This window comes from Candidatus Nitrosomarinus catalina (genome assembly GCF_002156965.1).
Lineage (GTDB): Archaea > Thermoproteota > Nitrososphaeria > Nitrososphaerales > Nitrosopumilaceae > Nitrosopumilus > Nitrosopumilus catalinensis.
The window spans coordinates 443509-466779 of sequence record NZ_CP021324.1 but is presented as its reverse complement, the minus strand read 5'-3'; the positions used below and the strand labels follow the sequence as shown (position 1 = coordinate 466779).

The 23271-nt window shown below is 32.6% G+C and carries 24 protein-coding genes and 1 pseudogene; 6 read left to right on the top strand and 19 right to left on the bottom strand.

The genetic code is table 11. The annotated features are described in order from the left end of the window. The first annotated feature begins 449 nt into the window (after positions 1-449). A complete protein-coding gene (locus NMSP_RS02680) occupies positions 450-704 on the top strand; it encodes a hypothetical protein (RefSeq protein ID WP_086907326.1) in 255 nt (84 codons plus the stop codon). A gap of 30 nt (positions 705-734) precedes the next feature. Here the strand turns inward: NMSP_RS02680 and NMSP_RS02675 are convergent, their stop codons facing one another. From NMSP_RS02675 to ilvB, 7 genes are all read right to left on the bottom strand, one after another. Continuing rightward, positions 735-2123, bottom strand: coding sequence for a metal ABC transporter solute-binding protein, Zn/Mn family (locus tag NMSP_RS02675; protein ID WP_086907325.1), 1389 nt, complete (start codon positions 2121-2123; stop codon positions 735-737). A 193-nt stretch (positions 2124-2316) separates the two neighbouring features. Further along, a complete protein-coding gene (locus NMSP_RS02670; protein ID WP_086907324.1) occupies positions 2317-3072 on the bottom strand; it encodes a hypothetical protein in 756 nt (251 codons plus the stop codon). A 65-nt stretch (positions 3073-3137) separates the two neighbouring features. Next, positions 3138-3269: a hypothetical protein gene (locus NMSP_RS08660; RefSeq protein WP_256381667.1), complete on the bottom strand. Its 132-nt coding sequence runs from the start codon at positions 3267-3269 to the stop codon at positions 3138-3140. A gap of 41 nt (positions 3270-3310) precedes the next feature. Further along, positions 3311-4324: an isocitrate/isopropylmalate dehydrogenase family protein gene (locus NMSP_RS02665; protein WP_086907323.1), complete on the bottom strand. Its 1014-nt coding sequence runs from the start codon at positions 4322-4324 to the stop codon at positions 3311-3313. Between the two features lie 22 nt (positions 4325-4346). Next, positions 4347-5861, bottom strand: coding sequence for a 2-isopropylmalate synthase (locus NMSP_RS02660; protein WP_086907322.1), 1515 nt, complete (start codon positions 5859-5861; stop codon positions 4347-4349). Further along, entirely contained in the window at positions 5858-6340 is a 483-nt protein-coding gene (ilvN, locus tag NMSP_RS02655) for an acetolactate synthase small subunit (RefSeq protein WP_086907321.1), read from the bottom strand. The genes NMSP_RS02660 and ilvN overlap by 4 nt, the downstream gene beginning before the upstream one ends. Before the next feature lie 8 nt (positions 6341-6348). Further along, positions 6349-8037, bottom strand: coding sequence for a biosynthetic-type acetolactate synthase large subunit (gene ilvB, locus NMSP_RS02650; protein ID WP_225971316.1), 1689 nt, complete (start codon positions 8035-8037; stop codon positions 6349-6351). A gap of 161 nt (positions 8038-8198) precedes the next feature. Here ilvB and NMSP_RS02645 point away from each other — a divergent pair, with 161 nt between their 5' ends. After that, on the top strand, positions 8199-8612 hold the full coding sequence (locus NMSP_RS02645; RefSeq protein ID WP_086907319.1) for a nuclear transport factor 2 family protein: 414 nt from the start codon (positions 8199-8201) through the stop codon (positions 8610-8612). Between the two features lie 7 nt (positions 8613-8619). Here the strand turns inward: NMSP_RS02645 and lsrF are convergent. The 3 genes and pseudogenes from lsrF to NMSP_RS02630 all read right to left on the bottom strand — a co-directional run. Next, positions 8620-9573 (bottom strand): annotated as a pseudogene (lsrF, locus tag NMSP_RS02640) (3-hydroxy-5-phosphonooxypentane-2,4-dione thiolase); the annotation flags it as partial. Between the two features lie 25 nt (positions 9574-9598). Then, entirely contained in the window at positions 9599-10627 is a 1029-nt protein-coding gene (locus tag NMSP_RS02635) for a zinc-dependent dehydrogenase (protein WP_086907317.1), read from the bottom strand. Between the two features lie 37 nt (positions 10628-10664). Beyond that, positions 10665-10958, bottom strand: a complete 294-nt coding sequence (locus NMSP_RS02630) for a V-type ATP synthase subunit F (protein ID WP_086907316.1) — start codon at positions 10956-10958, stop codon at positions 10665-10667. 88 nt (positions 10959-11046) lie between these two features. On the opposite strand from NMSP_RS02630, the gene NMSP_RS02625 reads away from it, so the two are divergent. Beyond that, positions 11047-11343 (top strand): hypothetical protein, encoded by a 297-nt coding sequence (locus NMSP_RS02625; RefSeq protein ID WP_086907315.1) that lies wholly within the window; start codon positions 11047-11049, stop codon positions 11341-11343. Positions 11344-11347: 4 nt separating this feature from the next. Here the strand turns inward: NMSP_RS02625 and NMSP_RS02620 are convergent, their stop codons facing one another. The 7 genes from NMSP_RS02620 to NMSP_RS02590 form a co-directional block, all read right to left on the bottom strand. Next, entirely contained in the window at positions 11348-11599 is a 252-nt protein-coding gene (locus NMSP_RS02620; RefSeq protein WP_086907314.1) for a hypothetical protein, read from the bottom strand. A gap of 48 nt (positions 11600-11647) precedes the next feature. Continuing rightward, the gene (locus NMSP_RS02615; RefSeq protein WP_086908352.1) at positions 11648-11950 is read right to left on the bottom strand and encodes a hypothetical protein; all 303 of its coding nucleotides are present in this window, start codon (positions 11948-11950) and stop codon (positions 11648-11650) included. Between the two features lie 80 nt (positions 11951-12030). Further along, the gene (gene carB, locus NMSP_RS02610; protein WP_086907313.1) at positions 12031-15273 is read right to left on the bottom strand and encodes a carbamoyl-phosphate synthase (glutamine-hydrolyzing) large subunit; all 3243 of its coding nucleotides are present in this window, start codon (positions 15271-15273) and stop codon (positions 12031-12033) included. After that, positions 15266-16450: a glutamine-hydrolyzing carbamoyl-phosphate synthase small subunit gene (gene carA, locus NMSP_RS02605; protein ID WP_086907312.1), complete on the bottom strand. Its 1185-nt coding sequence runs from the start codon at positions 16448-16450 to the stop codon at positions 15266-15268. The genes carB and carA overlap by 8 nt, the downstream gene beginning before the upstream one ends. A gap of 58 nt (positions 16451-16508) precedes the next feature. After that, the gene (locus tag NMSP_RS02600; protein ID WP_086907311.1) at positions 16509-17702 is read right to left on the bottom strand and encodes an AAA family ATPase; all 1194 of its coding nucleotides are present in this window, start codon (positions 17700-17702) and stop codon (positions 16509-16511) included. Between the two features lie 5 nt (positions 17703-17707). Continuing rightward, the gene (locus NMSP_RS02595) at positions 17708-18196 is read right to left on the bottom strand and encodes a hypothetical protein (protein WP_086907310.1); all 489 of its coding nucleotides are present in this window, start codon (positions 18194-18196) and stop codon (positions 17708-17710) included. Positions 18197-18198: 2 nt separating this feature from the next. Continuing rightward, a complete protein-coding gene (locus NMSP_RS02590; RefSeq protein ID WP_086907309.1) occupies positions 18199-18762 on the bottom strand; it encodes a hypothetical protein in 564 nt (187 codons plus the stop codon). 157 nt (positions 18763-18919) lie between these two features. Here NMSP_RS02590 and NMSP_RS02585 point away from each other — a divergent pair, with 157 nt between their 5' ends. Further along, positions 18920-20080 (top strand): TrmB family transcriptional regulator, encoded by a 1161-nt coding sequence (locus tag NMSP_RS02585; protein WP_086907308.1) that lies wholly within the window; start codon positions 18920-18922, stop codon positions 20078-20080. A gap of 27 nt (positions 20081-20107) precedes the next feature. After that, complete coding sequence (locus NMSP_RS02580; RefSeq protein ID WP_086907307.1) at positions 20108-20563, top strand: RidA family protein; 456 nt, start codon at positions 20108-20110, stop codon at positions 20561-20563. 16 nt (positions 20564-20579) lie between these two features. Here NMSP_RS02580 and NMSP_RS02575 read toward each other — a convergent pair whose 3' ends face one another. Beyond that, positions 20580-21752, bottom strand: coding sequence for a DHHA1 domain-containing protein (locus NMSP_RS02575; RefSeq protein WP_420887405.1), 1173 nt, complete (start codon positions 21750-21752; stop codon positions 20580-20582). Between the two features lie 47 nt (positions 21753-21799). Further along, positions 21800-21991 carry a hypothetical protein gene (locus NMSP_RS02570; RefSeq protein WP_086907305.1) on the bottom strand — a complete coding sequence of 64 codons (192 nt, stop codon included), beginning with the start codon at positions 21989-21991 and terminating at the stop codon, positions 21800-21802. Positions 21992-22086: 95 nt separating this feature from the next. On the opposite strand from NMSP_RS02570, the gene NMSP_RS02565 reads away from it, so the two are divergent. Beyond that, complete coding sequence (locus NMSP_RS02565; RefSeq protein ID WP_225971314.1) at positions 22087-23271, top strand: citrate synthase; 1185 nt, start codon at positions 22087-22089, stop codon at positions 23269-23271.

The following is a 23271-nucleotide window of genomic DNA, read 5'->3' as shown; positions in this document are numbered from 1 at the left end:
ATCAGATACGTATGTAAACAATGTGGTTATGTTAGCAAAAAATAACTTAAAAAAAGATCAATCTTAAATATTGTTTTGACGTAGTAATGGTAACAAGAAACCATCATGTCTGCGTAGTAGAGTGATGAGTAAGGAAAACAATTCATGTTAGGATTCATTTATGTCCAATGTTTTCCAGTTCTTTCTTGTTGTAAAAAAATTAGAGTTTTGAAATTGTCTTTATAATTTACCAAAAAAATTATCCAAAACTCAAATCTGGGTTTTTACAGAAAGTACATTTTTCCATCAAACCAAATTCATTCATGAACTTTCCTTTTCCATCACATTGAAGACAATCCAAGTTGATCTAAATTGCCGAAGATAGCAATAAGTTTTGTGTAAAAATATGATTTTACTCAAATTTAGGCATGAATATTCAGCTTTTTATTGTAACAAGTTAATCATAAACTATGATCGAAAAAGAAGATGCAAAAAAAGTCATCGAGGTAATTGGCAATAATTTGATAGGAGTATCACATGATTCAAGCAGTTTTCAGAAATTACCTGACTCATTTTGGGGATATTTTGCACGGGGTCACGATAAAAAAGGGACATTCGGAGTAATTGTCACATATTCTGAAGAGGGAAAAGACGTTGATGAATTAATGAAAATGTATGAAGAATGGGCAAAACAAAACAAACCTCAGAAAGAAAAATCTACCTGATCATTGTTTTAAAATTTTGAACATATGTTGTCAATTACACTCTAATGCAATTTGCAAATTATCAACATTTTGTCTCATTTTTTCAAAGTATGTTACATTTGGATCGTCACTTTCAGAAAGAGATTCTAATGGACTAAACAACAAAATGTCTCCTCCCAATTCAGCGGCTAATCTTTCAGCTAATTTGGGATTTCTGTTTTCTTCAGTTAAGAAATACTTTATGTCATTGTCTTCAGCAAAACGAATTAGTTCCTCAATATCCTTTGCAGTTACAGGAGTTTCAGGACTGAACTCCTGTATTACTGCCAAGGTGTTGAGGTTATATCTCTCTGCAAAATATGAAAATGAATTGTGGAATGGTACAAACGTGTCTTTTGCGCAAGAAGATACCTCACTACGGATTTCTTGATCCAATTGATCTAATTGGTTAGCATATGAAATAGCATTATCATGGTAGATTTCTGCATGTGTAGGATCGGATTCTTTCAAGTGGTCTGCAATCGTCATTACCTGAGCTTTTGCTAATATGGGATCAAGCCAAATGTGTGGGTCATAAGTATGGTCGATGCCTCCTTCTTCCCCACGTTCATCGTGTACATCTTCTTTTGAATGGTCATCGTGTACATCTTCTTTTGAATGGTCATCGTGTACATCTTCGCCAGAAACTAAATGATGGATTTCTTCTAGTCCTTCTACACCGTCAATGTGTCCATCTTCAATTTCGTGAATTAAATGTTCAATATCTTCAATTGCATCTTCATGTCCATGTCCGTCTCCTTCATGTTCACTTAGTATCTCTTCAATTTCTTCAATAGATTGTGATTGAGTAATATGACCATGTTCAAATTCTTCTACAACATGTTCAATCTCGTTGTAAAAGTCTTCAGTATGTTCATCGTGTACATCTTCTTTTGAATGGTCATCATGTTTATCGTTACCATGACTTCCATGTGAACTATGATCATGAGCCTCACCTTCCATAAGTTCAATTCCTTCAGATGAATCAACAAATACAATGTGTTCAAAATCAGATGCAGACATAATTTCATCAATATATGGTTCAAAGTTTACACCATTAGAAATTACCATGTCTGCTTTTGTTAATGCAACTATAGTTTTTGGTCCCAATTCGGATGCATGAGGATCTCCATTAGCTGAAATTAAAATTCGGACATCAGCTGCATCTCCTGCAACACCTTGAGTAAATTGGTATAATGGATAAAATGTTGTATAAACTAGCAATTTATCTTCAGATGAAACATCAACATCATTTTTAGAGTCCATAGTTGGAATAGTAACATCAAGGTCAGACGGTAATGGAGTAGTATTATTTTGGGTTCCCATAGATACAAACAATATTGCAATAATCACAACTGCTACAATTCCCCCGCCAATAATTCCAATTTGAGAACCTTTCATGCCTAAATTCTCAAAATGTTATTAATAAATGTGTAAAATGTTAATAATAGATTATATACTAAACTCAATTAATTATTAAAAATTATTAAGATGTTTAATAATTAAAAATTGAGATTAATAATGATGTAAATGACTCAAACAGAAAACATAGTTCATTGTTAATTTTGTTTAGTACATTCAAACACAAAATGTTTTAATCAGTTTCTATTTCGTTTTTGTTTTTATTGTATTTGTTATATCCCTCATGATTGTACCCATCTTTGTCATATCCAAGATGATCATAACCTTGTTTGTTAAATCCATTTGAATCATATCCATCTTCATCAAATCCATTTGAATCATATCCATCTTTGTTGTAACCTTCTAGGTTGTAACCATTTTTGTCATAACCATTTAGATCATAGCCTTTTTTGTTAAATCCTTCTAGGTTGTAACCATTTTTGTCATAACCATTTAGATCATAGCCTTTTTTGTTAAATCCATTTTTGTTGTAACCTTCTAGGTTGTAACCATTTTTGTCATAACCTTCTAGGTTGTAACCATTTTTGTCATAACCTTTTTTGTTAAATCCATTTATGTCAAAAGTTGTTTTTGTGTCAATATGGATTCCATCTATTGAAAAACCACGATTATCATATCCATCCTTGTTGTAACCTTTTTTATCATAACCTTTTTTGTTGAATCCATCTTTGTTGTAACCTTTGAAATCAAATCCATCTTCATCATATCCTTCTTTGTATCCTTTTTTGTCATATCCCTTTTTATCAAATCCTTTTCTATCATACCCTCTTTTGTCATACCCTTTTTTGTCATAGCCATTTCTATCAAAGCCATTTTTGTCATATCCCTTTTTGTTGTATCCACTTTTGGCAAACCCATCTTTATCATATCCATCTAAATCATATCCTTGTTTGTCAAATGTATGACTAAATCTATCCAAGAAACCCATTATAGAATATCACGAATCCATTTAGATAAGCATTTTTGTGCCTAATAAACTCCAAAAAAATAACATTACTTAGTTTCTTTCAAAAGTTTTCGGTAACCTTCACATTCTTTGCAAACAGGTTTTCCTTTATACTTTGGATTACCATCTTTGATCTTTAAGGTACCAGGTGCAATTTTACAAATACAACAAACTGCCATATTAAATGACTAAAATTTGCAATTAATAAAATTTGGTAAATTTAGAGATTATCAGTAATTTGTTTTGTAAATTCAGTAGTAGTCTTATCACCACCGATATCTTTTGTTTTAATTCCAGATTTTACTAAATCAAAAATAGTAGATTCAAGTTTTTTTGCCATTTCAAAACACTTTTGATCATTATGTTTTGCACCAAGCCAATCAAGCATCATTTTAATTGAAAGTAAAAATGATGAAGGGTTTGCAATATTTTGTCCAGCAATATCAAATGCTGCACCGTGAACAGGTTCAAACAATGCAAATGAATCACCAAGATTTGCTGCAGGTGCCATACCCAAACCTCCAACTACTTGAGAAGATTCATCAGATAAGATGTCACCAAAAAGATTAGTAGTTACTACAACATCAAATTTTTCAGGTTGACGAATTAAATTCATTGCGCATGCATCAACATACATTTCTTCAAATTTAATTTCAGGGTAATCTTTTGAAACTTCAACACATGCTTTTGCAAACAATCCATCAGTAACACGCATTACATTAGATTTATGAACACAAGTTACTTTTTTCATAGAATTACGCTGTTTTGCAGTTTCAAATGCATATTTTGCAATTCGTTTTGATGCAGCTTCAGAAATAATTCTCAAAGCAACTGCAGAATCACCTAAACTAAATTCTTTACCAGTGTAAAGATCTTCAGTATTTTCTCGAACTATCACCATATCAATATCATCACGTAATGCAGGCATGTGAGGGTATGATTTGGAAGGTCGAATGTTTGCATAAAGATCAAGCATTCTTCTTAAAACAACAATTACGTCAGCTGCACTTTCACCTACGGGAGCCTTAAGACACACATCAGAATTTTTTATTGTTTCAACTACATCGTCAGGTAGTGCTTTTCCTGTTTGTTCAAGGGCTTTATCTCCAGCAATTAATTTAGTGATTTCAAATTCAATTCCATATTTTTCCTGAATTGTGTTTAATACAGAAATTGCAGAGTCAGATAGTTCAGGACCGATGCCGTCACCAGTAATTAATGAAATCTTATACATATCATCACATCAATAATCAAATTCAGTTTAACTGTTTTTCCTTAAGCATATTTTTAAGCATAATTCTGTTAATTCCATCAATAACAGCTTTTACACTTGTAGTAACAATATCTTCACCAACAGATTTTGCTGAAACAGAATTTCCTTGAGGGTCCTCAACAGTTATTGTTACTTCACATAATGCAGTAGCACCACCAGATATAGATGCCAATCTATAATCTGTAATTTTTAATTCTGAAACCTTTCCAGTAATTTTTTGAATGGCATTTAATGCAGCATCAACTGGACCGACACCATAATCAGTTCCAATAAAATCTTCACCATCAATATTTAATTTTACAAATGCATATGGCATTATTCCAATACCCGTTGAAACTGAAAAAGCAGATAATTGAACAATTTTCTTTATTCCTTTTTCACCTAAAACATCACTTGCAATAGATAATAATTCAACATCAGTGATTTGTTGTCCTTGATCACCAAGCACTTTAATTTTTTCAAGAATTTGTTTTGATTGGTCATCAGTAGTTTGTACGCCAAATTCTTCAAGCATAGCATTCATTCCATGGATTCCAGCATGTTTTCCTATTCGAAGTTGTCTTGTTCTACCAACTAATTCAGGACTAATTGGTTCGTAAGTAAGAGGGTTATTCAAAACACCGTGAGTGTGAATGCCAGATTCGTGTCCAAATGCATTATCACCAACTATGGCCTTGTTTGGCTGAACTTTGATTCCAACAATTTTTGAGATATATCTAGAAGTATCGTAAATTAATTCTGATTTGATATTTGTTTCATATTTTTGATCTTGTGGAAGACATTGTAATGCCATAGAAAGTTCTTCTAAAGAGGCATTTCCAGCACGTTCTCCAATTCCATTAATTGTTACATGTGCACATGCAGCACCAACATGTATTCCAGATAATGCATTTGCAACTGCCAATCCAAAATCATTATGGCAATGAACACTTACAGGAAGTTGTGTTGCAGTAATTGCATCTTTAGTTATTTCTGCAATATATTCAGGAGTAGAATATCCTACAGTATCAGGAATATCAATTCTATCAGCTCCAGCTTTTGCAACATCACCAAAAACTTGTTTTAAGAAATCCCTATCGGTTCTAGTTGCATCTTCAGCTGAAAATTCAACTTGTAATCCGCGAGACTTTCCGTATTCAACTGCTTCAATTGCTTTTTCAAGTGCTTGTTCTCTTGTCATTTGAAGTTTGTATTGTAAGTGTATATCAGAAGTTGCAATGAATGTATGGATGTAATTTAATCCAGCATCAACTGCGGCATCAATATCTCCCTTTATTGTTCTAGTCAATCCTGCAATTTCACATGATAAACCTTCACTAGTAATCATCTTTACTGCTTTAGATTCACCTTCAGAGATTACTGGAAATCCAGCTTCGATTGCATCTACTCCAAGTTGATCTAATTTTTTTGCAATAGATAATTTCTGATCTGGAGATAATGAAACACCAACAGTTTGTTCTCCATCTCTTAATGTTGTATCAAAAATTCTTACTTTCAAGCTCCGCTCCTTTGCAAAGCAGTAACACCGGTTCGTGCAACATCAATTATTCCAAATGGTTTTGCTAATTCTTCAAATGCTTTGATTTGATCTGGAGTAGAAGTTATCTCAACCATAATTGAATCCTTTTTCACATCATGTACTTTTCCACCATATGCATTTGCCAATTTGTTTACTTCCATGCTATCATTAGCATTACTTAGTTTTAACTTAAAAATACATAGTTCACGAAAAACTGTTTTGTGCTCATCCAAATGTTTTACCTCAACAGTATCAATCATTTTATCAAGTTGTTTTACAATTTGTTCAATTTGTTTCTCATCTCCATATGAGGTAATAGTCATTCTAGAATAATCTGGATTATCAGTTATCCCTACAGAAATACTATCAATATTGAAATTTCTGGATCTAAAAAGATGTGTAATCTTAAACAACACACCTGGTTTGTTTTCAACTAAAACAGAAAGGATAGCCCACATAATTATCACTAAGAAGGTAAAATCATATCCGATAACGAAGTTCCAGGAGCAACAAATGGCAATACGTCTTCTTCAGGATCAATTGGGATATCAATAACTGTAGCTACTTCACTGCTAATTGCAGTTTTAATTGCTTTATCCAATTCATCCATTGATTGTGCTCGGATTCCTTGAGCTCCATAAGATTCTGCTAATTTAACATAATCAGGACAACCACCTTGGTCCACACCAACCATTCTTCTATCATAAAATGTTCTTTGCCATTGAGCTACCATACCCAATGTTGAATTATTCAAAACAAATACAATTACAGGAATATCTTCTAACACTGCAGTTGCAAGAGAATTTTCAGTCATACTAAAACTTCCATCCCCTGCGATGTCAACAACTGGAACATTAGGTCTAGCAACTTTTGCTCCGATGGATGCAGGAAAACCCCAACCCATTGTACCAAGTCCTGTAGAACTAAAGAAAGTTCCAGGTTGAATTACATCATAAAATAATGAAGCCCACATTTGATGTTGACCAACTTCAGTAGTGATAATCGATTCTTTTGGCAATACTTCTCTTAGTTTTCTAAGAATTTTTGCTGCACCCATTTCACCTGGATGAAGTTTCAAATTTTCTTGCCAATATTCTTTAGTTTCTTTAACATGTTTGAACCAAACAGATTCTTCAGTTTTTTTGATTTGTTTTTGTAAAAGCAACTTTACCATAATTCTAAGTGAAGTACGAACATCACCAACAACTGCTAAATTGGTTGTTTGATTTTTACCAATTTCAGCAGGATCAACATCCATATGAATAATTTTTAATCGTTTTTCAAAAGCCTCAAAAGTTCCAACAGACCTATCAGAGAATCTTGTTCCAATTGCCAGAACACAATCAGCTTCAGCCATCATTTTATTTGCTTCAGCATGACCATGCATTCCAATTGGGCCTAGAGATAATGGATGGTTTTCAGGAAATGCGCCTTTACCTTTGAAAGTTGTAACTACAGGAAGCATTAAGGTTTCAGCAATAGATTGCAATTCAGCAAATGCTGATGAGATAATAGTTCCACCCCCAGCTAAGATAATTGGTTTTTCAGAATTAAGTAACATTTCAATTGCTTTTTCACAAGCTACAATATCAGGATCAGTCCAAGGATGATAACCTTGAATTTTAAACTCATCAGGAAAATTCATCGGAGATTCATTTTGTTGAACATCTTTTGGAACATCAATAAGTACAGGTCCAGGTCTACCAGTTTCTGCAATGTAAAATCCCTTTTTTACTACTTCAGGAACTTCCCCAGGAGTTCTAGGTTGAAAAGCATATTTGACAACAGGATTTGCCATTCCAATAATATCACTTTCTTGAAATGCATCTTTTCCGATCATTGCAACAGGAACTTGTCCAGTTACTGCAATCATAGGTGCTGAATCTGCTTGAGCAGTTGCTATCCCAGTTAAGATATTTGTAGCACCAGGTCCAGAAGTTGCAAAACAAACTCCAGGTTTTCTACTAACACGACCAAAACCATCAGCCATGTGTGATGCAGATTGTTCGTGGCGTACTAAAATATGTCTAATATCACATCGTGAAAATTCATCATACATTGGAAGATTTGCCCCTCCAGGTAATCCAAATACCTCTTTGACGCCTTCTTTTTCCATTGCAGTCATCAAGGCTTTTGCACCAGTCATACTTTCCATAATATTGATTAAATTTTTCTCCATAATTTAAAATGTATCAAAATAATAGGCTCAAATCCAAGAATTCTAACTAATTTACATCACTAACAAGGGTAATCAATAAGAAAATGAAAAATAATTTTTAGTTAGATAGACTTAAACAGATAATTTTTAGATTTTAAATGAACATTTTGACAGATAACGAAGAAATTATCAAAATAATTGAAACATTATTTCAATCAGGAATTAGCAAGGATCTTAGCAAACTAAGAGAAATTCATTTAGATGATCCAAAATTTTCAAGTTTTAGTGATTTACCACCTTATGATCTAAAAGACTATCAAACCACAATTGAATTAGAAGAATTGAGATTCATCAGTATTTCAGATTATGATTATGAAATAAAAAATCCAAAAATTAGTATTTTTGAAAATTTTGCAATTGTAGCTTTAGAATTAATGCAAAAAGGGATGCTGGTAGATAACAAAGCATACACAGGCGAACATATGATAATTAATGGGCGCGCCACATTTGTATTAGTTAAGCAGCCAACATGGAAAATTGCACATATTCATTTGTCAAAAATTGATCAATAATTTTTAATTATTTTTTGTTTTGATTTGGATTAGATTTTTTTGATTTGTTTTTGTTTTGATTTGGATTAGGTTTTTTTGATTTGTTTTTGTTTTGATTTGGATTAGGTTTTTTTGATTTGTTTTTGTTTTGATTTGGATTAGGTTTTTTTGATTTATCATTTGCAGCTAATTTTTTATAAAGAGCATATGCTTGTTCAACGTTAGAATTTCCATGAATAATTGAGCGTGCTGCTTTGATCATTGCGACAGGATGTTCAGATTGCCAGATATTTCGACCCATATCAAGACCAACTGCACCGGCTTTAATTGCATTATATGTTAATTGCAAAGCATCTCTTTCAGGAATCTTCTTTCCACCTGCAACAATTATTGGAACAGGGCAGGATTCAACAACTTTTTCAAAATTATCACAATAATAGGTTTTAACAATATGTGCACCTTGCTCTGCAGCAACTCTACATGCCAATGAAAGATATCTTGCATCTTTTCCTAATTCTTTACCAACAGCAGTAACTGCTAAAACAGGCATTCCATATTTTTCTGCCTCATTAACTAATTTACCCAAATTTACAATTGTTTGATATTCATATTTTGAACCAACAAAGATAGACATTGCAACACAACTTGCATTCAAACGAAGTGCTTCTTCAATTGAAACTGTAATATCTTCTTGAGATAAATCATCTCCAATAATACTAGAACCACCAGAAACTCTCAAGACCATTGGAGTTTCTGAAGCTGGATCAACGGAAGTTCTTTGAACTCCTCTTGTAAGCATTAAAGAATCACAGTGTCTTAGTAAAGGCGCAATGACTTTTTTTGGATTTTCAAGTTTTTCAGTTGGGCCCAAGAAATACCCATGATCAACAGCTAACATTAATGCACGATTATTGTGAGGTTTGATAATTCTAGATAATCTATTTTGTAATCCCCATTCCATTTCTCTTCGATTTTGAAATAAAAAAAATACCTTTCTTAAGCCTTTCTTATTTTGTAATGATAATCTTCATTGCATTATCACCAGTTTTTGCATGGTCAAACGCTTTTTGTGTATCAGATATAGAATAAGTATGAGTAATCAATTGTTTCACATCAATTTTAGATGATTCAATTAATTCAAGTGCTGCTTTAGTATCATCATCAGATGCAGCATAGCTTGTAACAAGCGTAATTTCTTTAGAGTAAACTTTGCTCATATCTAAATCGATCATAGCACCTTTAGAAGGAACACCAAACATCATTACAGTGCCTCCTTTTCGAACCATATCAATTGCATCTTCAAGAGCTTTTAGACTACTAGTTGCAACAATTGCTACATCAACGCCCAAATTGTTAGTTTGATCTAAAATTTTCTGTGTTCTATTTTCATCCATTGAAGAAATGGATTCAGTTATGTTGAATTTTTTTGCAAAATCTAATCTAAAATCATTTACATCAAAACAAAATATTTTAGAAAACTTTTTTGCCTGAGCAAGCATCACATGCATCATTCCAGTTGGACCAACTCCAAAAATTGCAGTTGAATCACCTTCATTATAATCACATTTTTTCCAAGCTCTTACACAACATGCTAAAGGTTCAATCATTGCAGCTTCTTCAAAACTCATAGAATCAGAAATTTTTAAAACACCACCATGAGAAACATTCCAAGCAGGTACAACATATTCTTCAGATAAACCACAAGGAGACAAATTAGTTTCAGAGTATTTTTTACACATTGTTTCATTTCCATGATTACAAAAATGACAATCATAACATGAAACATGATGATGAGTGAATACCCTATCACCTTTCTTAAAATCTACAACATCAGATGCAACATCTAAAATAACTCCAGCAGGTTCATGACCTAAACGCATTGATGGTTGACCATATTGACCAAATACTTTTTCCAAATCAGAACCACAAATTCCACATGCATGCATTTGAACTAAAATATCACCAGAATTCAATTTGGGTTTTGAAGTTTCATCAACGGAAATAATTGATGAGCCTTTTACTGATGCGGTTTTCATAGTATAACTTTAAGAAATTGAGTATAAGTAGATTAGATCAAACACCGAGAATCTTTTTCAACATTACTCTATAATCAACCTCAGTTTTTTCACTTCCAGTTGCAGGTAATGCAAAGACAAGAGTAGATTTTTGTGCTCTAAGTGCAGTTAATTCATCGTTAATAGATTCAGTAATATCATCACTGACTAAAACTAATCCCACATCAGAATCATCAGTTAATTTTGTTATTTCTGTTAACGCAGAATCAGGAGTTTCAGAAATTATTCCCGGAATTCCTGCCAATTGAAAACTTGTTACAAAGGATTTACTGCCTACAGTGAATATTTTCATAGTTCAAATCTTGTTTATTGTAATTTAACCCTTTTTGGAAGACAATAGATCTGGAAAGATTGATTTAGTTTAGCAAATTAATCTGGTTATGGCAGAAATTGATACTCAAAAAGATGTCTATTTGTTCCTACACGGGAGAATGGATCTTAAAGAAAAAGCAATGAATGCTCTGATCTCAAAAGGATTCACAAGTGAAAAAGTCACCATGGCATTACCAACTAAAGTTGGAAATGTTGGGGATTACATGGCAATGTTGTGGATGCCACCAAATCCGGATCACATAAAGATTCAACAAATTACTAAAGTTGATGAAGTTGAACCAGAAGGAATGGTGGGACTTTGGAAAGGAGTTTCAAAAGACGATATTGATACAGTTCAGTTATAATTCGTCAACTAAATCCAGCACCAAAATCAGTGCCTTTTTCTAACATGTCACTGGAATCTGAACTTTTTAATTTTCTATAAACTAACGTTTCGTAAACAAGTTTCATAGCTTCTTCATCATCAACATTCAAATCAATTTTAATTTGATCTCTATATTTTTCTAATTTTGTTACATCCTGTTCATCAGAAGATACATCATCATGAACCATTAGATTTGCAATTTTTTCAATTTCTAAATTAATTTTGTTGTCATCCATGTAAATCAATTAAATTTCTAGTTAATAACATATTCTAATAATGAATAATTATAAATCAGAAATTAAACCAGTTAAAAAACTAGAAAATTCATCATCAGAAAAAATAATTGTTTCAAATTTATTTTGATTTTTTGCATATTGAATTGAATCCAAATGATAACAAGAAGTCTTACCATTAATTGAGCCAAAATAAAATCCAGGACAAGAACAAAAACAACCATCAGGATCAACCCAATGTTCTTCAGTCTTTCCCACTACTGTCCAAATTTTTCTTTGACTAGGCTCAAAAAGATGTAATTTAACACGTTTTTCAGAAACTAATTGTTCAATTCGATCAGGTTCTTTATTCAATAATTTATTCATAAATTACACTCGTATAACCTTGATCTTTTAAAAAATTTCAAAAACAACTCTCTTAAAATTTTAAAAAGTTATTCATACTTGTCGTAAGGAGCAATTGGATCTATTGTAGGTTTGTTGTCTTTAAGCCATTCCAAAGTTTTAACAAAAGAATCTGCCAGTTCAAGAGTTGTCAAAACAGGAATTCCCAGCTCCAAAGATTTTCTTCGTATCTGATATTCATCATCAAGCATTCCCACATATTTTTCCAAAGATAGAGTACTTGGAATATTTATGATAAAGTCTATCTTTTTCTCATAAAGTAAATCAGATATGTTTGGTTTTCTTTCAGGTTCTGAAATTTTGTGTACAATTTCAACATCACCAAGTTTTTCTTCAAAAAATTCAGCAGTATGTTCTGTTGCTAAAATTTTGAATCCTAACTGTTTGAGTTTTGCAATACTAGGCAAAAGTTTTTCTTTATTTGTTGCACCTCCAACAGTTACAAGTGCAGTCCCTTTCTTAGGCAAATTATATCCAACTGAAGTCAGACCTTTTGACAATGCATCATAGAAACTATTACCAAAACAAGCAGCTTCTCCCGTAGATTGCATTTCAACACCTAATGCAATATCTGCACCATCTAGTTGCATAAATGAAAATTGAGGGACTTTAATTCCATAGTTAGTAATTTTTTGCCATTTGTTTTCAGGGATTTTAGGCAAAGGTTTGTCCAAAATAGCCTTAGATGCTAGTGAAATCAAGTTTGTTTTGACCAGTTTTGAGACAAATGGCATAGACCTTGAAGCTCTGATGTTCAGCTCAATGACATAAACATGATCATCATGTATTAAAAATTGTAAGTTAAACGGTCCCCGTACATTAAATGTTAATGCAATTTTTTTAGTATAATCATTAATTGTTTCAATAATTTTGTTGTTTAATCTCCATGGAGGAATACACATCATTGCATCACCAGAGTGTACACCAGCTGAGTCAATGTGTTCAACTATTGCACCAATAACTACCTCTTTTCCATTACTAATTCCATCAACATCAACTTCAAGTGAATTTAACATGAATTTTGATATTACAACAGGATGATCAGGAGAAACATCTGTTGCTTCTTTCACATATGTTTTAAGTTCATCTTGAGACCAAACAACTTTCATTGCAGCTCCAGACAAAACGTAAGAAGGTCTAACGATTACTGGGAATTCAACTTCTTGAGCAAAACTTTTTGCTTCACTAAGATTTGAAAATGCTTGCCATTTTGGTTGTTGTATGTGCAGTTTGTCAAGTTCAGCACTAAATTTAGAACGGTCTTCAGCTCTATCAACATCTATTGCACTAGTTCCCATTATGTTTATTCCACGTTGTGCAAGACCAGGAGTTAAATTATTTGCAGTTTGACCACCAACACAAGTAATCACGCCTTTTGGATTTTCAAATTCAGTAATGTCAAGAAGACGCTCTTGAGTTAGTTCTTCAAAGTACAACCTTGTACAAATATCATAATCAGTTGAAACAGTTTCAGGATTACAATTAACTACTGAAACATGTTTCTCTCCATTTTCTTGTAATCCCCATACCATGTTCACCGTACCCCAATCAAATTCTACACTACTTCCAATTCTATATGGACCAGCCCCAACAACGATTATTCCTTTCTCATCTACAGGAACTGAAATGTCATTAGAATTACCACCATAAGTGAGGTACAGATAGTTTGTAACAGCAGGCCATTCTGCAGCTAATGTATCAATCTGCTTAACTGATGGAATTACTCCTAATTTCTTGCGTGTTTGACGAATTTCATCAGGATCTTTGTTCTTGGATTTGGCAATTTGTTTGTCTGAAAACCCCATTTTCTTTGCTTCCCACATCATAGATTCGTTAAGTTCAGATTCTTGGAGTTTGGCCTCAGTGTCTACAATATTTTGTATTTTTTCAATAAACCAAGGATCAATTGCAGATAGTTTGTAAATTCTATTTACAGAAATTCCCATTTTTAGTGCAATTGCAACATTATAGAGTATTTCATCATCATGGTGTGAAAGTCTGTATTCTATTTCCTCTTCGCTATATTTTTTCCCATTTGTACGATTCAATACAAGTCCATCATTTCCAATGTCAAGCATTCTGATTGCTTTTTGCAAAGATTCCTCAAAGGTTCTGCCAACGGCCATAACTTCACCAACAGATTTCATCGTAACTCCGAGTTTACGATTTACAAGTTCAAATTTTGAAAAGTCCCATCGAGGGTGTTTACATACAACATAATCAAGAGAGGGTTCAAAACAAGCAGTAGTACTTTTTGTGATTCTATTTACAAGCTCAGATAAATTATATCCCAATCCAATTTTTGCAGACATGTATGCAAGTGGATAACCAGTTGCTTTACTTGCAAGGGCGGATGAACGTGAAAGACGTGGATTGATTTCAATTGCAACATATCTGTCAGAATCAGAATCTAATGCATATTGTATGTTACATTCTCCAACTATTCCAACATGTTTTGTTGCACGTAATGCTGCTGAACGGAGCACATGATATTCATGGTTGTCAATTGTTTGCGAAGGGGCAACTACAATATTATCACCGGTATGAACTTTCATAGATAGAACATTTTCCATATTACATACGATTACATTATTCCCATCATAGTCTTGCATGACTTCATATTCGATTTGTTTCCAATGTCCAATGTATTCTTCAATTAATACTTGGCCAACAAGACTGGCCTTTACACCACGTTCAACGATTTCATGAAGTTCAATTTCATTATGGGCAATTCCACCTCCACGCCCACCAAGGGTGTAAGCCACACGAATTATCACAGGATAAGATAGTTCTTCTGCAGCCTTTTTTGCATCATCAAAGTTTGTTACAGTCTTACTTTTAAGCACAGGAACTCCTGCAGCCTTCATTTGATCCTTGAAAAGCTGTCTGTCTTCAGTATTTTTAATTCCCTGAACTTGAGTTCCAAGAACATTTACACCATATTTCTTGAGAATTCCAGCATCTTCAAGATTGACACCACAATTGAGTGCAGTCTGACCACCATAAGCCAACATGATCCCATCAGGTCTTTCTTTTTCTATAATAGATTCAACATATGACGGGGTAACAGGTAATAGATACACTTGGTCTGCAAATCTAGTATCAGTTTGAATTGTTGCAATGTTTGGATTAATTAAAACACTTTTGAGTCCATCTTCATGAATTGCTTTTAGGCATTGACTTCCAGAATAATCAAATTCTCCAGCTTCACCAATTTTTATTGCACCACTACCAAGTACAAGAATTTTTTTCAAGGATTCGTTTTTAGGCATTTGTTTTAGACTCCATCAAAGTTTTAAGTTTCTCAAAAATAAATTTACAATCGTTTGGACCAGGTGCAGCTTCAGGATGAAATTGTACAGCAATACAATTTTGTTTTTTATGCTTAATTCCTTCTACAGTTTTATCATCAGCATTCTTAAACCATAAATCAAAATCAGATTTTTCAAGAGATTCAGGGGTTATACCATATCCATGATTTTGACTTGTAACATATACTTGATTATTATCAAGATTTATGCAAGGTTTGTTTTGACCTCGATGACCATATTTTAATTTGTAAGTATCAGTATTTCCAGCAATTCCAATTATTTGTGCACCTAAACAAATACCCAATGTAGGAACATTATTTTCAATTAATTTTTTTACTGCAGAAATTGTATCAGGACATTTTTGTGGATCACCAGGACCGCTACTCAGTACAACACCTTTAGGATTATAAGACATTATTTTTTCGTAAGGAGTATTCCACGGAACTAAAATTGCCCTATATCCTATTTCACGTACATTTCGGATAATTGCATTTTTTGCCCCAGTGTCAACAATGACAACAGTTTGTTCTTCACTACCATAGATTTTTTCTTGTTTTGTAGATACCTCATCCATAAATTGTTCAGAATCATAATGAGTTGCTGAAGCAAGTTGTTTTTTTACTTCTTCAACATCAATTTCTGAATCAGATACAACTAATGCACCCATCATTACCCCACTATTTCGAAGTTTCATAGTTAATGCACGCGTATCAATTCCAGAAATACCTGGAACTTTTTCATTATACATCCATTCGTCTAAAGTCATAGAAAGATTCCAATGACTTGCAGTTAACGATAATTCATGAATTACTAATCCTCGAATCTGAATTTTGTCAGATTCAAAATATTTTGAAATTCCATCTTCATCAGTTATTTTAGGATCTGGAATACCATAATTTCCAACTAAAGGATATGTCAAAGTAAGTAACTGACCATTGTATGAAGGATCTGTCAGAGCTTCGGTATAGCCAACCATCCCAGTATTAAATACAATTTCACCAAAAGTTGTTGTAGAATAACCAAACCCTTCACCATCAATTACAGTCCCATCATCAAAAATTAGTTTTCCAAACTTTTTTGCGTGACTTGATTTCTTTGTAGTAATTGTGACCCTCGTTGAGTCCGAACTAAAGTGAATTTAAGTTTTTTGTGGAAAATAAAATCTGAAAATTGATCGCAAATTGTTATTCAAACAATCAAAGTGCTTGGAATTCTTCGCTCCATTTGTGATATGCACGTATCATTTCAACAGAAACACTAGGTTTTCTTCGTGCCATAATGGACTTAAAATCATCTGTGTTTAGATCTCTTGGTTGAACAGGTTCCTCTCCCTCAATAGGTTCATGATAATCAGGGGAGTCAAAAATTTCATGAACCGTTTTAATTTGTGCTGCTTGACATACATCTTTGATATCACTTGCACTGTATCCATCAAATAATTTAGCCAATTCAGAAGTTTTAACATCAAAAGTTTTACTTAATTTTGCAGTATATTGATCAAAGAGATTTTCTCTAGCTGCTTGTGTTGGAAGATTAACATAGATTCTTTTTTGGAATCTTCTCAAAAAGGGTGCGTCAAGACTCCAAGGTTTGTTAGTTGCACCGATAACATAAAGCATCAATTGTTTACCTTTTCCATTTACTCCATCCATTTCAGTTAAGAATTGATTTTTTGTTCTAACCTCACCACCGACTTCACTACTTCTTGCACCAAGTAAGGAATCTACCTCATCTACAAACAAGATAACAGGTTTGCCTTCTTTTTCAGCATATTGTCTGGCCATAACAAATAATTTTGAAACATTCTTTTCTGCTTCACCTAACCACTTACTCATTAATGATGATGCATCAACATTTATGAAATATCCATCCATTTCATTTGCAGTTGCAGCTGCCAACATTGTTTTTCCAGTTCCAGGTGGGCCATACAATAACATTCCTTTTGGCCAACCAAGAGGAAACAAATCAGGTCTTTTTGTAGGATAAACTATTGATTCACGTAGTGCACTTTTAGCATCATCTAATCCAATTACTTGGTCCCAAGTAACATCAGGTTTTTCTTTCATCACAAGATCTTCAAAATCATTTTCATTTTCTTGCCTTTTTACGGATGCTTTTTGGTCAGACTCAGAGGCTTTTGGATCAACTGCAGGTTCTACACCATGAGATTGTTGCAATGCGCCAATTCTATCATGATAAGAGTTGCATCTTTGTTTGTAAATTTCATTTAATTTGCTATTAGGATATAGTTGCAGCAATTTTACGAGTGAATCAATTGCATGTTGATAATGAGTGATTGCCATTCCACGTGCACCTTGAGAATCAAATTTGATTGCTTCTGAAGCATATTTGCTTGCAGTGTTTTCTAATTCTTGTGGTGCGAGACTCATTTCATTTACCTTGTGTTATGTCCTGAAGATTTTTGTTGGTATTCTACTGTGTTAATCTCTGTCACAAAATTGGTTAAATTAATTGAACTTGTTTGAGCCTGATCATAGTCTGGGCCATCAGAATATTTTTTTTTAAAATTTGATTTATCATCAATATGAGCGTGTAAATCCTTTACTTTACTAATAGAATCCTCAGCAGATAAAATTAATTCAGAAATTTCATCATCTAAATCACCCATAGAATCAGTAGTTTCAGAAATTACAGAGGTAAAATTCTTTAAAATTGAGCACATTTCCTTTTTATCAGCATATTTTGTTAGCATAAAATCGGCAATTCCAGCAATTTTCTCCAAATCCTGTAATTCTTCCAAAGTTAATTTATCAATTTTATCCTCATCAGAAGGTTTTACTTCAGATAGTTTTTTATCAATTACCGTAGAAAGCGAACGAATTCGGTCAATGTCTTTGAAAAAATCACGTTTAGAGTTAAGCATAATCAAACATTGAATAATTTAAAAAAATCAACAAGAGGGTACTGCTTATTTAATTTAGAGTCAGCCATCAATTTTACTTCATCCAATAACAGTGATGAAGTATGATTAGATTTACTAAAATCAAAACGAGCTTTAGTCAGAGTTGCAGCATCTAAAACAATACTACCAAGATGTACAGATAATTCAGATAGTTTTTGACTACATGTAGGATAAATAACAAATAATTTTGCACTAATTGTTCGTATCATAGGAATCGAAGATGGAAGGATTTCAGGAATACTGTGTATTCCGGAAATGGAACTAATTTGATTTTGAATTTTAAGCAATATTTCCAAAGAATAGAGTACAAGATGTTCTAATTCAACACTTTGAATATGAGATTTTTCATTTTCATTAAAATCAGTAACAAGATACTCATTTAGATTTTTTAATTCAATTCTTTTTTCTTGAAGAATTTCCACAATACCTGCAAGTAAATTAACAGAGTAATCTAATCTAGGAACAAGTGTTACAGAATTAAAAGCATTTTCTGATTCTATGGAATCAAGACTATAATTGACTAACATACTATTGTTAAACAATATTTTGTATTTGAGGACGATGTCACAATAATTTTCGTAACTACAGTTACACCCATCAGCAGATACATTTTTGATTTTTTTTGAGTAATTGTGTAAAGGAATTTAGCTCTCAATTTTACCTAATAACAAATTTAGTAAAAACATGGTAAAAGAGCAAGTATTAACAGTCAGTTTAGAAGAATTTGGGCTCAGCAAATACGAAGCTCAGGCATATGTAGCACTAATTTCTAAAGGAACAGTGTCGGCCAGCGAATTATCATATTATTCAGAAATTCCCAGAACTAAAGTTTATCCAACACTACTAAAATTACAAAATAAGAAACTAGTCATCATATCAAAAAGTAAACCAATAATGTGTACAGCAATTTCTCCAGAAGATGCATTTGATGATGTGATCCATGAGCAAATCAACAAAGTGAATGCAATGAATACACTGGTATCAAATTTGAAAAAAACCAGTGAAGAAAGTAGAAAATCAAGAGGTTCTGAAGAAAAAAGATATTTTCACATTAGTGCTAACAAGGTGTTAAATCAACTTCAAACAATGATTGAAGGATCAAAATCATCAATAAAAATAATGACTGATCAAGGAGGGTTAGGATTATTATCAGAATGTAAAGAACAGTTAGTAGGAGTTATTCGAAGAAACTTAGATGTAAAATTAATCATCCCAGCGTCACAAATTTGTTCAGAAGCATATAGAGCAATTCCAGATGGAGTAGAAATTAAAACATCAGATGTTGTTCAAAATTGTTTTATTTTTGATGAAACAGAATTGTTAATGATAAATAACGATAATGGAAAAGGTGCAATATTTTCTTCAACAGAAATTTTAGGAGTCAATCAAGAAAAAGTATTTTCAAATATTTGGAAAAATTCAATTAAAACCAAAGTAGTGGCAGACATGACAAAAACAGAAGCTCATGAAATTTATAAAATTATTAAAATTATTAATGAGTCAGGTTTGACGCATATTCTAAATTCTACAATGTTATCAAAAAAGCCAGAATTAGATATGATCAAGCTATTAGAAAAAAATGGAATTAACCTAAAAACAAAATCACTAGACGATGTAATTGAAATCATAGACGCAGTAATACAAATTACTTGTTCAGGACACGTTAATTTTGAAGCAAATACCAAGAACATCACAGTAGATTCAAAATTAAATAGCGGACACTCATTACCATGGGTCTCTATTTTAGATAGTTATTTGCAAAAACAAGGATACAAAACTAGAACTGTTTATCAGAATAATTCCAATAAAGGGGAAAAAGTTCACATCAAAATAAGTAAAAACTAAAATCAGGCTCAAAAATCATTTCAAATATTGATTGAAGAGAAAATTAAATCATTAGAAATCACATTACCGAATCCACCAACTCCTGCAGGATCATACATTCCAGCAGTAAAAACAGGGAATTTACTATTCATTTCAGGTCAAATTCCAATGGAAAATGGCAAAGTGCTATTTACAGGAAAAGTCTCCGATGATAATTTAGAAACAGCTCAAAAATCAGCTAGAATGTGTGCCATAAACCTATTAGCACAAATGAAAAGAGAGTTAGGAAATTTAGATAGGGTGGCAAGAATTGTCAGATTATCGGGATTTGTGAATTCAGATCCAGAGTTCTATCAACATCCAAAAGTGATTAATGCAGCTTCAGATTTGTTTTTTGAGATTTTTGGAGACAAGGGAAAACATTCAAGAATTGCAATGGGTGTTGCATGCCTCCCATTAAATTCAATGACAGAAATTGATGCAATAATTGAATTTTCAGAATAAAAAATATTTTAAAAGATTATTTTACTTTCTTATTTAATTCAGTTATGAATTTTTTAATTTTTGGTTTTGGAACTACAGCTCCACATGCCTTATCATGGCCACCACCAGATCCACCGAGACTAGTTGCCAAAAGATTAACAATTTTTCCCAAATGAACTTTACAGTTTTTTGAACCCCTTACTGAAACAGCATAAATCCCATGATCAACTCTTTCTTTGTATGCAACTCCAACATCTTTTCCAGATAATCCCATGACAAAATTTACAGCACCACTAGCGCCAGAGTCTAAAATTTCCATATGACCAAGATTAGTCATTGTTTTCATACCTTTTTTTACTTTAGCAATCATTTGAGATAATTTCTCTACTTGAATCTGTGCAAATTCATAAGTATTTGGAATGTCGTGAGGGAATTTTGAATCAGCTAATTCTTCAACCAAGTATTGTAAATAATCAGGTTCCCTTTGATGTCCAACAATATTGTAAGTCATTACAGTAGCACTAATCAGTGCAAACTGTCTATCATAGATTTGAAGTAATTTAGAACCTAGAGGTCTATCTTCCATATAGTCGGTAATAGCAGCACATGTTGCAACAAAAGAAGCATGATCATTTAATTTTGATTTGTATGCATTGTAAACTTGAACAGTTGTACATTCATTAATATCATGAATAACCTTAACTTTGATTTTTTCTAAAGCAGTAACAACAGTTGGATCAATATCATGATGGTCAATGTAAGTTACTGAGACTTTATTTTTTCTCAATTTTGTCATCAGTTCAATAAATTCATCTTGAGTTTTTTTACTCAATCCCAAATCACAAATAAATAATGATTTTAATTTTTCATCTAACACAACTTGGTTTAATGCTTCCATTTGACCAGGATAATCTACAAGTAGTGCATCACCACCAAAAGCTTGTCGAATAAGGGCTGCAGAACTAATTCCATCACAATCTTCCTTATGAGAAATACAAATTACTTTATTTTTTTTAGATTTAATTGGTACTTTTTTTGTTACTTTTTTTGTTACTTTTTTTGTTACTTTTTTTGTTACTTTTTTAGCTGCGGTTTTTTTGGCTGTAACTTTTTTTGTTACTTTTTTAGCTGTGGTTTTTTTGGCTGTAACTTTTTTTGTTACTTTTTTAGCTGCGGTTTTTTTAGATATTACTTTTTTTTTTACTGCCAATATATGCTAAAATTCTACAAACCCTCATTTAAATGAAGAAAAACAGATTAAGATTTTCTAAAAGATTTTTTGATACTAGGTGGAACCAAGGAATCAGAATCTACATAAATATGATAAAAAGACTCACCATCTAATTGGGTCTGATAATCAATTTCTTGAATTTTTTCTAATTCTTCATCAGAAGCATTCAAAATTAATTCATCTAAATGCTGCAAATTTTTTCTCTCTTCAATATTCATTAATTTTTGATTGGAAATTTTGATTTATGAACAAAAGTTGTCATATTAGACAAATTACTAAATTTACTATTACAATTTTGGAGAAAATATAATAGATGAAATTTGATAGGCACTATATGGAGACAAAAAATATTGGACTTCGAGGCATAGAAGTAGCTGATACCAAAATATCCAACATTGATGGTGGAAAAGGAAAATTAATCTATAGAGGATTTGATATTTTAGATCTTACAAAAAATTCAACTTTTGAAGAAACAGCATATCTTCTGTTATATGACAAATTACCTACAAAACAAGAATTAAATGAATTTAATACAAAATTAGTGGAAGCCAGATACATTCCAAAACAAATGCAAAAAAACATGGAAAATTGGCGCGGAGATGCAGATCCTATGGACATGCTTCAAGCATTTGTCTCAGCACTGGCAGGATATTATGATGAAGAATTTGCCAACAAGGATGCAAGTTATGAAAAAGCAATAAACCTAATTGCAAAAGTTCCAACCATCATTGCAAGTTGGCAAAGAATTAGAAATGGTTTGCAAATAATTGATCCAGATGCATCACTGAGTCATGCTGCAAATTTCCTATACATGATGTCAGGAGAAAAACCAGATTCAGAAGTAGAAAAGATTTTTGATGTTTGTTTGATCCTACATGCTGATCATACATTTAATGCATCAACATTTACTGCAAGACAAGTAGCATCAACACGTGCACATATGTACTCAGCATCTAGTGCAGCTATTGGTGCACTAAGTGGAGAATTACATGGAGGTGCAAATACAGAAGTAATGAAAATGTTATTGGAGATTTCAGATATTGATAAAGTAGAGCCATGGATAAAAGAAAAACTATCCCAAGGTGAAAAAGTTATGGGGATGGGTCATGCAGTATACAAAACATATGACCCACGAGCCCAAGTCTTAAAAGAGCTATCAAGAAAACTTGCAGCTAAAAGTAAAGAGAAATGGTTTGACATGACAGAAAAAATTGAAACCGCAACAATTTCAGAAATGAAATCCCAAAAAGGTAAAGACATCTATCCAAATGTGGATTTGTACAGTGCATCAATTTACTATATGCTAAAAATTCCAGTTGATCTAAATACACCAATATTTGCGATTTCCAGAGTTGCAGGTTGGGCAGCACACATCATTGAAGAAAAGTTTGCAGAAGCAGCACCTAAAACAGCATTGTATAGACCTAAGGCAGTGTATGTAGGAAAATATTGCGGTCCTCAAGGATGCGAATACAAAACACTAGATTTAAGAAAATAA